Annotated in this window: 10 protein-coding genes; 3 read left to right on the top strand and 7 right to left on the bottom strand. The window is 44.3% G+C overall.

Annotated elements, in window-relative coordinates; all coding sequences use genetic code 11:
* Nucleotides 1-350: 350 nt before the first annotated feature.
* A complete protein-coding gene (locus AB4493_RS10325) occupies nucleotides 351-779 on the top strand; it encodes an HIT domain-containing protein (RefSeq protein WP_017061937.1) in 429 nt (142 codons plus the stop codon).
* A 132-nt stretch (nucleotides 780-911) separates the two neighbouring features.
* Here AB4493_RS10325 and AB4493_RS10330 read toward each other — a convergent pair whose 3' ends face one another.
* The 5 genes from AB4493_RS10330 to znuA all read right to left on the bottom strand — a co-directional run bounded on the left by AB4493_RS10330 (nucleotide 912) and on the right by znuA (nucleotide 8,800).
* Entirely contained in the window at nucleotides 912-1,142 is a 231-nt protein-coding gene (locus tag AB4493_RS10330; protein WP_017061938.1) for a FeoC-like transcriptional regulator, read from the bottom strand.
* A complete protein-coding gene (feoB, locus tag AB4493_RS10335; protein WP_372056274.1) occupies nucleotides 1,139-3,412 on the bottom strand; it encodes a Fe(2+) transporter permease subunit FeoB in 2,274 nt (757 codons plus the stop codon). The genes AB4493_RS10330 and feoB overlap by 4 nt, the downstream gene beginning before the upstream one ends.
* Nucleotides 3,413-3,634 (bottom strand): FeoA family protein, encoded by a 222-nt coding sequence (locus AB4493_RS10340; protein ID WP_004734203.1) that lies wholly within the window; start codon nucleotides 3,632-3,634, stop codon nucleotides 3,413-3,415. It abuts the gene before it with no gap.
* A gap of 643 nt (nucleotides 3,635-4,277) precedes the next feature.
* Nucleotides 4,278-7,640, bottom strand: a complete 3,363-nt coding sequence (locus AB4493_RS10345) for a helix-turn-helix domain-containing protein (protein ID WP_372154962.1) — start codon at nucleotides 7,638-7,640, stop codon at nucleotides 4,278-4,280.
* A 269-nt stretch (nucleotides 7,641-7,909) separates the two neighbouring features.
* Nucleotides 7,910-8,800: a zinc ABC transporter substrate-binding protein ZnuA gene (znuA, locus tag AB4493_RS10350; RefSeq protein ID WP_372154952.1), complete on the bottom strand. Its 891-nt coding sequence runs from the start codon at nucleotides 8,798-8,800 to the stop codon at nucleotides 7,910-7,912.
* Between the two features lie 83 nt (nucleotides 8,801-8,883).
* Between znuA and znuC the strand changes: the two genes are divergently transcribed.
* Nucleotides 8,884-9,663 (top strand): zinc ABC transporter ATP-binding protein ZnuC, encoded by a 780-nt coding sequence (znuC, locus tag AB4493_RS10355; RefSeq protein ID WP_048617861.1) that lies wholly within the window; start codon nucleotides 8,884-8,886, stop codon nucleotides 9,661-9,663.
* Nucleotides 9,663-10,448, top strand: a complete 786-nt coding sequence (znuB, locus tag AB4493_RS10360; protein ID WP_372134102.1) for a zinc ABC transporter permease subunit ZnuB — start codon at nucleotides 9,663-9,665, stop codon at nucleotides 10,446-10,448. The genes znuC and znuB overlap by 1 nt, the downstream gene beginning before the upstream one ends.
* A gap of 119 nt (nucleotides 10,449-10,567) precedes the next feature.
* Here znuB and sucD read toward each other — a convergent pair whose 3' ends face one another.
* Nucleotides 10,568-11,440 (bottom strand): succinate--CoA ligase subunit alpha, encoded by an 873-nt coding sequence (gene sucD / locus AB4493_RS10365; protein ID WP_017061945.1) that lies wholly within the window; start codon nucleotides 11,438-11,440, stop codon nucleotides 10,568-10,570.
* Nucleotides 11,440-12,606 (bottom strand): ADP-forming succinate--CoA ligase subunit beta, encoded by a 1,167-nt coding sequence (gene sucC / locus AB4493_RS10370; protein WP_019820479.1) that lies wholly within the window; start codon nucleotides 12,604-12,606, stop codon nucleotides 11,440-11,442. The genes sucD and sucC overlap by 1 nt, the downstream gene beginning before the upstream one ends.
* Nucleotides 12,607-12,637: the final 31 nt, after the last annotated feature.

The raw sequence follows: 12,637 nt of genomic DNA on the forward strand, positions 1-12,637 counted from the left end.
CGAGATTCGAGATTCGAGAAAATTAGAAAGGTTGACGTGAAAGCGTCAACCTTTTTTTTGTCTGGAGGTTTGTTTACTCGATTATTTAAGCGATTAGCTAACCTACACAGCAAGAGATCTCCTATTACGCTCATTCGTCGCTCTAGGAGATGACGAGAATAGGTGTAGTGAATCCAAGACAACATCAATGATGCGCCATCAAACCACACCAAATCGTTATCCCTCTTCTCACCATCATTCCCTACAGTGAGGGACGAACGTGATAGGGAATCTGCTTATTGAGAACGTAAGCCCTAGCCACATTCAAACTCCGACCTTATACTCATGTAAAACAATTAATTGGAAAGATCATGAGCTTCGAACTTCACCCGCAACTTGCGAAAGACACCACACTTATCGGCGAATTTCCACTGAGCTTAGCCCTGCTACACAAAGATAACGCAGTGCCTTGGGTTATCTTGGTACCAAAACGTGCCAACCTAAAAGAGTTGCACCACTTACCAATGAAAGAGCAACAGCAGTTCCTACATGAATCTCAGGCGGTAAGCCAAGCATTAGAAGCAACGTTCCAACCAGACAAATTGAACCTTGGTGCGCTGGGTAATATGGTGCCACAACTGCACATCCACCATATTGCACGCTTCAAAGACGACATTGCTTGGCCCGGCCCAGTATGGGGTAATACAAAAGGCGAACAGCGCAGTGAAGAAGATCAAGCCGCTATCCTGACTCGTATCCAAAACGTTCTGTCACTGAGCTCTATCTTCAAGAAAGCATAATTCGAGTTCATCTCATTGAGCTTTAAAGCAAAACACTTCAGAAAAGACACATAACAAAAAGCCACTCATCTTAGATAAGCGGCTTTGTCATTTTCTAATCTCGCCTTTTTCAACGAGAGTCTGAAGACCGAACTACATCATCACGTTAAGCGACAAACCATCTTGTTTGCTGATGGTGTAGCGAATACGCGTTGTATGACCATGCTTATTCGTATCGACCAAGCGAGAAACTTTCCCTTTCTTGACCCAAACACTCAGCATCGCATCGACGCCATCTTCACTCATGCCAAACTTTGCAGCGAGCTCTTTACGAGCCGCAACGCCGTGGCTATCAATGTATTGATGAAGTTCAGTTAAAATCATACTACTTGCACCTCTAGTGCTTTCTGCTTACTGCCCACTTTCTTGAAGACGCGATACGTCACCACAAAACCACCAGCAATCGCCACCATCCATACTGCACTTGTCACAGGATGCGCAGCAAAGTTTGCCGCTTGGTAGTAGAAAGTCGCACCAAAGTAACCAAGAGCCATCGTCCAAACCGCGATGAAGCGTGCAAACGTCTGACCAAATTCACGAACATAAGCACCCATCGCGGCCACACAAGGCGTGTAAAGCAGGATAAGAATCAAGTAAGCGAATGCCGCATGACCAGATACAAACTTGTCTTTCAAGTTACCAAAGATAGAGGTATCGACTTCTTGGTCAGCTGCTACAGAATTAGAGTCAGACAAGTCGCCAACTTCAATACCTAATGGATCTGAGTAGCTCAATCCGGCTAGGTTTTCAGGGATCGTCATTACCGCTTCTTGCAGGCTTGCTGCTAAGTCAAACTCAGCTGCTTCTTCATCAGAAGGCGTTGTATATAGGCTATTTAATGTACCAACAACGGCTTCTTTAGCGAAAATACCTGTGATGATACCAACCGTTGCAGGCCAGTTCTCTTCAGTAATACCAATTGGTTGGAATACAGGTGTTACAACTTGAGCTGCTCTAGACAGTACTGAGTTTTCGCTATCTTCGTTACCAAAGCTGCCGTCCATACCTAGAGAGTTTAGGAAGCTAAGAATAGCCACAACCATCACGATTGTTTTACCTGCACCAAGTACGAAACGCTTCAGCTTCTGCCAAGTTTTCAACATTACGTTTTGCACTGTCGGCAATTCGTAATCTGGCATTTCCATCACTAAGCTATCACTGCTACCTGGGTAGATCGTGTTTTTCAGGAACAAACCCGTAAATACAGAAGCAACGATACCCATGATGTACAGAGCGAATACTACGTTTTGTCCTGCACCTGGGAAGAACGCCGCCGCGAACAGTACGTATACCGGTAAACGAGCACCACATGACATAAACGGCGCCATTGATGCTGCTAGTTTACGTTCGCGCTCTTGGTCAAGAGTACGAGTTGCCATGATTGAAGGCACGTTACAACCAAAGCCCAGTACAAGTGGGACAAATGCTTTACCCGGTAAACCAATCTTCTGCATCACTTTATCAAGTACAAATGCAGCACGAGCCATGTAGCCTGAGCTTTCTAGTACCGCTAAGAATAGGTAAAGCGCTGCGATAACAGGAATAAAGGTCGCAACCGTTTGGATACCGCCGCCAATACCATCAGCAAGTACAGTGACTAACCAAACTGGTAAATGGCCATCTAATAAGTGGTGTCCACCATCAACTAATATTGCTCCAACACCAATATCGAAGAAGTCGATAAACGCACTACCGATATTGATAGAGAACATGAACATTAGGTACATGATAACGAAGAAGAAAGGAATACCGACCCATTTGTTCAAAATGAATTGGTCTGCTTTCTCTGTAAAGTTACGGCTTAGTTTGCCTTCGCTGCGACGAACACGTTTACAAAGGTCATGTAAGAAAGTGTATTTAGCGTCAGCAACAGCAAGGTCAATATCGAAATCGGCACCAAGACGCACGCTATCAATTTGAGTGCGAGTTTGTGGGGCTAAACCATTCAATACCAAGTAATCATTTTCTAAAGCACGAATCGCTAGCGCTCGGTGAGATACGTCAGCATCATCAAATTGTGACTCAACAGAAGGGATAAGAGCTTCTAACGCGGCATCGTAATCAATAGAGATAGGGTCAAGGCTCACACCTTGAACAAGCAGTTTATGCAGGCGCTCTTTAAAGCGAACCACTTGACCTTTATCGTTTGCAGACAAGCTTAGAACTGGGCAACCTAGCTCTTTCTCTAGTGCTTTAAGGTTAATCACCTGACGTTCGCGCTTTAATACATCCATTTTGTTCAACACAACGATCATTGGGCGACCCAACTCACGCAGCTGTAATGTCATATATAAGCTTCGTTCTAGACAGCTAGCGTCGACAACATTGATGATCACATCTGCTGGGTGAGTTAAAACAGCGCGAGACGCGATAGACTCATCGATGCTGTTCGCATCATTACCACTGTCTAGTGCGTAGATACCCGGTAAATCCGTTAGTTGAAACTGATCACCAGCGTGCGAGTATAAACCCGTCTTCTTTTCAACAGTGACACCAACCCAGTTACCAACGTGCTGCTTAGCACCAGTCAGTGCGTTGAACAGTGTTGTTTTACCACTATTCGGGTTACCAACGGTAAGAACTTGATAATCCATTTAGATAACCTCGATTTGTTCTGCAATGCTTTCACGAATGGCGATAGAAACACCTCTCACTTCAACTTGAAGCGGATCACCCATAGGTGCACGGCGGATAAGCGTCACCTCGGTTTTTGGCAACATACCCATGACCATAAGTTTCTTCCTTACGTCTGGTGTTAAACCTGTTAGTGCAACAATAGAAGCCGCCTTTCCTTGCTCTAATTGTGAGAGTTTCATAAGTACCCAATTCGTGACTGATAATGAGAAAGATTGTTATTAACGCCATGATACACATACATGCCCACAATTCTATTGTGTGAAATCAATGTTTTCGAAAATACATACTCGTAAGTTTCGTTAAAAACGTTTACGTCAAAAACGTTACTTTCAACAACTAGCGAGAACTACCTCACTAGTACAAACCCTCCCAAACAAAAACAAATCATTAATTATCAATCACTTGAGACAATGTCGGTTTTCTCATAGGTATCTGTCGTTAATTTTATAAGTAAAATAAGTAGCTGGACGTATAGTTACTCCATCGAAGAGAAACTACTTCTCTTTAATTTTATTCCAGAGGTGATATGGCTTTGCTATATCACTCCGGCAGCAAGCGAAGGTGTCGTTGGCACCCGTGGTATAGTCCCCCCGGCTATGCCACGATATTTTTTTTCTTCCCTTTGTTTTATCCCAACAACCTTTTTAAACTCCCCATTTATCTCGTATCTCGTATCTCGTATCTCGTATCTCGTATCTCGTATCTCGTATCTCGTATCTCGTATCTCGTATCTCGTATCTCGTAGAAGCATAAAAAAGCCCCAACACGAATGTCGAGGCTAAAGTATCTTTATTTATGTTCTAGCTGAGTATCCGCTGCGTGCTACTCTTCGTTGTTTTCAGCAAACTTAGATGGTGACATGCCAAAGTGGTGCTTAAACCTTTGACTGAAATAGGAAGGGTCATTGAACCCCGAATCAAACGCCACATCAGAGATCTTCTCTCCAGCGAGTAAGCGCTCACACGCATGCTCTAGACGTACTTCATTCAAGTGCTCTTTGAAGGTCTTGTTGTAAGCCGATTTAAAGCGTCTCTGTAAGCTTCTCTCAGACATAAACAAATACTTAGCGGCAGTTGCAGTACTGAACTCGGCATCAGCGTAGTTTTCACTCACAAGCTGCGACACTCTGTTCTTCCACTCTTGTTCCGCTGTCAGTTTTTGTTGCTCTGGTGTTGAGGCGGCAAGCTTAATGGTTTCAATCTGTTCAATTGTGCTGGCTTCAAGATTGTCGAGTACTTGATACTCAATTGGCCACGAAAGCTGAACCTTATTTTGAGACTCCGAAACAAAGGCATTAAGCTCACCACCGCTCTGATTCATCAATAGCGGCAGCTTTTCGATGTTAAGGTCGGTCGACTTTCCGGTATTGTCACCCATGCTTGATGCCAGTTTAGGGAAAGGCATCCCATGATCTCGAATGGTCACAACAAGATGCTCCTTAACCTCTTCAACCAGAACCACCATACTCTGCGACTTAAAGTTTCTCTTGATGATGCTCGCAACCAAGCTATTGAAGATAATATCGAGATTAAAATACAGCAACGAGACATATCGTTGTTTTGTTTCGACTTTAATATCCAGTTCAATACCGGCTTTGGTTAAGTCATCCTGCCAAGCTTTGAGTACCACCTCTAAGATTAAAATTATATCGTAACAAACTTGCCCTTCTCCTTGAGGCGTATTACTCAATTGAGCTAAGCCATTTTTCAAGGTTAGAATCGGCGACTTCCCGAGCTCGTCATTCCAATTCGGGAGCATCGCAGCAATATGATTCACTTCAGAAGAGAGTTCATTGGCAGTGTGAGACACAAGCGCATTCTTCACGGATAGCTGCTTTTTAAGCTGTTGATTAGTGGCGAGTAATATCCGGCTTTGGTGCCTCAATTGGTCTGTCTTCAGTGCAACTTGCGCTTTTAAGTGCCGGTTGGCAAAAGTGACATAACGCGAACGCCAAAAGACTAAGATAGTCACAACGCCAATCAGTAATATCAGAGAGCTTGCTGCAGCCCAATTGGTCAGATACCAAGGCTCCGCAATCGAGAAGCTTTGATTGGTTGACACAAAGCGATAATGGGAGCCTTTAACCGGCTTCACTTCAAGTGTGTAATCCCCTGGAAGAAGATGATCGAGCGTTAACAAGCCCCCTTCAAACTCACTCCAAGGTTCATCGTCGCTCAGTCGGTATTCCATCGCAGGTGCGAACGTTGCTGGTAAGATACCTAGCTTAAACCCCATCGATGAACCATAAGGAATCTCATCCAGCTCTGCCGTTTTCCCGCCAAGTGATACCGTTTGTTGGTCGACACTTATCTTACTCAACAAGGCACGGCTATGAGGTGTAGTTGATACCAGTAACTCGTTAGATAACGCGCTGACTACACCATACTTTGAGCCGAAAACAAGCCTCGAAGGTTGGCTATCTTGACTGTAAAAAAGAGCACACGCTCCTGCCGCCAGTTCATTGGTGATCAAACCAAATGGCGAACCTATGTGTTTATGCAGTTGCCCATCCAATCCGTAATAACTGATGCCTTTCGAAGAGCCTAACCAAACACCATTGTCATCGCTTATCAGGCAGTTGGGGCTAATATTGTCTTCAACAAGAGTGATTTCTTGAATAATAGAGCTGTCATCCGGGATTCGATACACGCCATAACTGCTCGCAAACCACTGCGCTCCATCCTTCGCTTTTTCAATATCGACGACTTTGCCAAACCGTTCGCTGGAACGACTAAAGCTAATTCGTTTATCAATGAACGAGTAGAAGCCATGATCCGTTCCTATATAGATGCGACCTAGCAAGCCTACATTGAGAGCGGTGATCTTCGCAGGCAAGAACTTGTCGACTAACCAGTCAGTGCCATAACTCGTCAGTTTCATGGTTTCGATAGATAACGAATAGAGGTTTTGCCCAGAGGTCATCCAAAGAACGTTATCGGCTTGAAGCGCAAGGTTTTCAACACGCACTCCCTCAATTGACCTTGGTAAATCAAGGGCTTCGGGTTGTAGTGTTTCCGTATTTAGACTGATGATACCTTGTTCGGTCGCCAACCAAATGGAAGAGCCAAAGATCTCAAAATCATTAACAGGGTTAGAGTAAACACGAATTGGGTTCTCTTCACTTTCAGAATCAACCAAGTAGAGCCCCATTGAAGACGCGACCCAAGATAACTGGTCACTGACAGGCAGTACTTTATTGATCACCACACTACTCGAATGCATGCCCATTCCAGTTAGGGGTGTTCTCGAGAAGGTTTTGCTGAACAGTGAGAAGTATCGGATACCGTTGTTTGTCGCAACCCACATACCACCAGCATGATCGTTTATCAACGAATATATTTTCTCACCCGGTAACGAGAAGTCTTGACTAGCGGCTTGTTCGAATCGAGTAATTTGTCCCGTAATAAAGTTGTAGCTAATAAGGCCGTGCTCTGTACCAATCCAATACTGGTCCGAAGTTTCGGCCAACGAGAGAACATGCGACCCTTTAACGATGGTCTCTTTGTCTGGGTTCGCGAGATCAACAATCACAGCACCATTTAAAGTACCGATCACTAACTCACGTCGAGCATTCGAAAAATAAACCGTCTCAATATGGTTTTTGTCTGATGCGGTGACATGGGTAAACTCTTGATTCTCTGAAAGGTAAACGCCAGAACTGGTCGCTAGCACCCACTTTGATAGTACCCACTCAGCGTCGTTAATCGCAATGTCACTGCTGTTATTGTATCGGTACAGTTTAAGTAGAGAGTAGGTGTTGAATTCTAAAGATTGAGTGTTGTAGGTATAGAAATTACTGCCGTCAGTAACCCAAATATAATCGCCTGATGCACCGATATTCGCTATTTCAGCGCCGGGACTTAGGCTAAACGCCAATTCGTTGCCAATTCCAGGGTTATGTCGATAGACCTCATTGTCGAAAAATGTCCAAAACTCATCGTTCAGAAAGGCGACTCTTTCCGAAGAAAATTGCAGTAAGCTTCCCTTGCGAGGGAATAGAGTTCGACCATCGTAAAAGAGTACTTTTCCATGCACATCATGAACCCAGAGCCCACCTCCGGCACCTAAATACAAGTTTTTAGCCGCAAGGAAATTCCCTTGCGCTTGAGCGGGCAAAGGATAGAAAACGGAGGGCGAGGTATTTACCGCTAGAACGCTAAATGAAATGCTCATTAACATGAACATTTTGAAGATAATTCGATACAACTCTTAATCCTGAACAGCAACAACACATGAAATTTTGGGTACCACAACGTCTTATCGTTGCTAAACCAAAAACTGAGTTTTTTTGTGCTTATTATTATCTTTCCATTTTAGCGGAAATTAGAAAAGGAGAAAGGAGGTTTGTTATTTGTTAGGAGGTTTTATCTTAGCGGTCACGAAAATGCCGCAAAAAGCGGCATGATTCATAAATTAACGAGAGCAAAGTAGAGTAAAGAATACTCGTTTATGACTTACTTCTCGTCTAAGCAACTTGTATAGCTATCTGTAAGTTGCTGAAGAAAATCGAAATAGCTTCCACTCTTCACTTCAACTGTTGAACCGATAGGGTCAAGCTGACCTTGTTTTGCGTTACTTCCGCGCGTCACTGATTCAATCACAGCAGGAGTGAATTGAGGCTCAGAAAACACACATTGAACGTTTTCACGTACTATCGTTTTCTTAATAGCGATCAGGCTTTTTGCACCCGGCTTACGCTCTGGGCTCACCGTAAAGTGACCTAAGTTATTTAGCTCAAACTCTTGCTCAAAGTAACCATACGCGTCATGAAAAACGTAGTAACCTTTGTCTTTCACGGGTGCAAGTTGCTCTCGAATAGACTGTTGCTTCTCTTTCAATGCAATCAGGAATGAATCGAGATTCTCTTGGTACGCCATTGCGTTGTCTGGATCAGATTCAATCAACTTAGCTGAGATGTATTTTGCAGCTACTTCAACTTGCTCGATACCTAACCAAAAATGCGGGTCATGGCTACCGTGGTGGTGCCCTTCATGTGCATCGTGGTCATGCTCTTCGTGTCCGAACTCTCGCAAGTTGATTCCGGGAATATCACTGATCTTGATAACATTTTCTTTTGAAACAATCACCTTAGTCAGAAAGGCTTCTAGGTCAGGGCCGAACCAGATGACCATATCGGCACTATGAACTTTTTTGACATCCGATGGCTTAAGCGCATAATCATGCGGCGAAGCATTGCTGTTCATCAACACATCCGGCTCACTAACGCCTTGCGTTAATTCTGTCACAATCATTTGAATTGGTTTAAAGCTTGTTAGAATAGTATTGGCACTTGCGACACTTGGCGCTAGAAGCAAAGTAGCAAGTATAAAAGATGAACGTGACATAATCCCTCGATAATAGAAAAGTAGCTTAGGCTTGAGGTAAATGTTACATTATAACATTAGCGAATTGCAAATGAGTTCTATTCATGGATAACTTAATCCAACTAGATTCTGTGAGCGTCGAATTTGACGGTCGAAAAGTTCTAGACAACATATCTCTAAATTTAGAGCGCGGCAGAATCACCACCCTGATTGGGCCAAACGGTGCAGGAAAGTCGACATTAGTAAAAGTGGTACTGGGTCTACAGACCAAATTTTCAGGCACAATAACAAAAGCTAAAAAACTGAAAATTGGCTATGTACCACAAAAATTAAAGCTCAATGACTCACTACCGCTCAACGTAGAGCGTTTTCTAAAGCTCACTGGCAAGTTCAGTCAGCAAGAAATCCTTGAAGCATTGAAGCTCGTTGGTGCTGAACATCTGCAGAAGAGTAACATGCACCAGCTATCTGGCGGAGAAAACCAACGTGTGCTCATTGCTCGTTCATTGCTAAGAAGACCAGATCTACTGGTTCTCGATGAACCGGCTCAAGGCGTTGATGTTCAAGGGCAAATAGACCTGTATGACTTAATTGACACCATTCGCCACCGCTTTGGTTGTGCCGTATTTATGGTTTCACACGATCTGCATTTAGTGATGGCAAAAACAGACGATGTTATCTGTTTACACCACCACATCTGCTGTTCAGGCGCACCTGCAGACATCAAACACCATCCTTCGTATATTGCGCTCTTTGGCACCGCGACCCAAGAGACGCTAGCGTTTTATCATCACCAACACGAACATCACCATCATGATCTCGCAGGTCAACCAGTAACGGGCGGCGCACATGAATGTTCAAACCATAAACACGGACACCACTAATGCTTGAGTTTCTTCTTCCCTCTATTTTGGCGGGTTTGGGTATTGCACTAATTGCAGGCCCACTAGGTTCATTCGTGGTGTGGCGTAAGATGGCTTACTTTGGTGACACGCTTGCTCACGCTTCTTTGATGGGATTAGCACTTGGCTTCCTGTTCAACATAAACTTGTACTTCGCGCTGCTAATCTGTTGTTTGATGCTGGCTGTATTGCTAGTGACATTGCAAAAACAAAAGCTGGTCGCAACCGATACTCTACTCGGTATTTTGGCGCACAGTGCGCTATCACTTGGTTTGGTTGCTGTCAGTTTCTTAGATAACGTTCGTGTTGACCTAATGAGCTACCTATTTGGTGACTTGCTGGCAGTATCTCCAACGGATTTAGTGTTCATCTATGCGGGTGCAGCTGTGATTGGATTGGTGCTTGCTATCTTTTGGCGACCACTACTATCAACGACGGTTAACGAAGATCTCGCGGCGGTTGATGGTATCAATATTGATTTAATGCGTCTGATTCTGATGCTATTGGTTGGTATCGTGATTGCTGTAGGTATGAAGTTTGTTGGTGCGTTAATCATGACATCGCTACTGATTATTCCTGCAGCAACGGCAAGGAGGTTCTCGAGCACACCTGAGCAGATGGCCTTCCTTGCATCAATTATTGGCTCTATCGCTGTATTCGGTGGATTAAGCTTGTCTTGGTTCTATGATACGCCCGCTGGCCCGTCTGTGGTTATCAGTGCTGCAGCAATGTTTATGCTATCTCAAATGGTTAGAAGCCGAGCTTAGCACTTAGCAGGACGATTTCTAATCTCGTATCCCGAGAACATAAAAAAGGCTTGGTCAGTGACCAAGCCTTTTTTATATCGTTCAGTTAACTTCTATCTCAATCGATAAAAGCCAGCTGATTACCAACCCGTGATTTCACGTAGGCCTTTACCGATGTCAGCAAGAGACTTAACAGTCTTAACGCCTGCTGCTTCTAGTGCTGCGAATTTATCTTCAGCAGTACCTTTACCGCCAGAGATGATTGCGCCTGCGTGGCCCATACGTTTGCCCGGAGGAGCAGTAACACCAGCGATGTAAGATACAACTGGCTTAGTTACGTTTGCTTTGATGAAATCAGCCGCTTCTTCTTCCGCAGTACCACCGATTTCACCAATCATTACGATTGCTTCAGTTTCTGGGTCTTCTTGGAAAAGTTTCAAGATATCAATGAAGTTTGAACCTGGGATAGGGTCACCACCGATACCAACACATGTAGACTGACCAAAGCCTTCATCTGTTGTTTGCTTAACTGCTTCGTATGTCAGAGTACCTGAACGAGATACGATACCTACTTTACCCTTCTTGTGGATGTGACCAGGCATGATACCAATCTTACACTCGTCTGGAGTGATAAGACCTGGACAGTTAGGACCGATCATGCGAACGCCAGTTTCTTCTAGCTTCACTTTAACGTCGATCATATCTGTTGTAGGGATACCTTCAGTGATCGTTACGATCAGTTCGATACCTGCATCAATCGCTTCTAGGATTGCATCTTTACAGAAAGGAGCTGGTACGTAGATAACTGTTGCTGTTGCGCCAGTTACTTCTACCGCTTCACGTACTGTGTTGAATACTGGAAGGCCTAGGTGAGTTTGACCACCTTTACCAGGTGAAACACCACCAACCATTTGCGTACCGTATGCGATAGCTTGGTCTGAGTGGAATGTACCTTGACCGCCAGTGAAACCCTGACAGATTACTTTAGTGTCTTTGTTAATTAATACAGACATTATTTAGCCTCCGCAGCAGCAACAACTTTCTGAGCAGCATCTGTTAGAGATTCAGCTGCAATGATATCAACATCAGAATTAGCAAGTACTTCGCGACCTAGGTCTGCGTTTGTACCTTCTAGACGAACAACTACAGGAACTGTTACGCCGACTTCTTTAACTGCACCGATAATACCTTCAGCGATCATGTCACAACGAACGATGCCACCGAAAATGTTTACGAGTACTGCTTTAACATTGTCATCAGAAAGGATGATCTTGAATGCTTCAGCTACACGTTCTTTTGTCGCGCCGCCGCCTACATCAAGGAAGTTTGCTGGCTTGCCGCCGTGTAGGTTTACGATATCCATCGTACCCATCGCAAGGCCTGCACCGTTAACCATACAGCCAACGTTACCATCTAGTGCTACGTAGTTCAGTTCCCACTGTGCTGCGTGTGCTTCGCGCTCATCTTCTTGAGATGGATCGTGCATTTCACGTAGTTTAGGCTGACGGTACATCGCGTTTGAGTCGATGTTGATCTTGCCGTCTAGACAAAGCAGGTTGCCTTCGCCAGTAATTACAAGCGGGTTGATTTCTAGTAGAGCTAGGTCGTACTGAGAGAACATTTTGCCAAGACCCATGAAGATCTTAACGAACTGTTTGATTTGATCGCCAACTAGACCAAGTTTGAACGCCAGTTCACGGCCTTGGTAAGCTTGAGGGCCTACTAGAGGATCGATCGCTGATTGGTGAATCAACTCTGGAGTTTCTTCAGCGATTTTCTCAATGTCCACACCGCCTTCAGTTGACGCCATGAATACAATTTTACGCGTTGCGCGGTCAACAACAGCACCTAGGTAAAGTTCGTTAGCAATGTTTGATGCTTCTTCAACTAGGATCTTAGTTACAGGCTGACCATTAGCGTCTGTTTGGTAAGTCACTAGGTTTTTACCTAGCCACTTTTGTGCAAACTCTTTAACGCCTTCTTTGGTGTCATGTAGCTCTACGCCGCCCGCTTTACCGCGGCCACCAGCGTGTACTTGACACTTAACGACTTTCTTGGCTGTACTGATACGACCTGCAGCTTCGAAAGCTTCTTGTGCAGTATCACATGCGAAACCTTCTGGTACAGGCAAACCGAATTCTGCAAACAGCTGTTTGGCTTGGTATTCATGCAAATTCATTTTGATATTCCGTTTATTTTCCCTTAAGGGA

The sequence above is a fragment of the Vibrio sp. 10N.222.55.A1 genome, from assembly GCF_041473835.1.
In the GTDB taxonomy this organism is placed as follows: Bacteria; Pseudomonadota; Gammaproteobacteria; order Enterobacterales; family Vibrionaceae; genus Vibrio; species Vibrio crassostreae_C.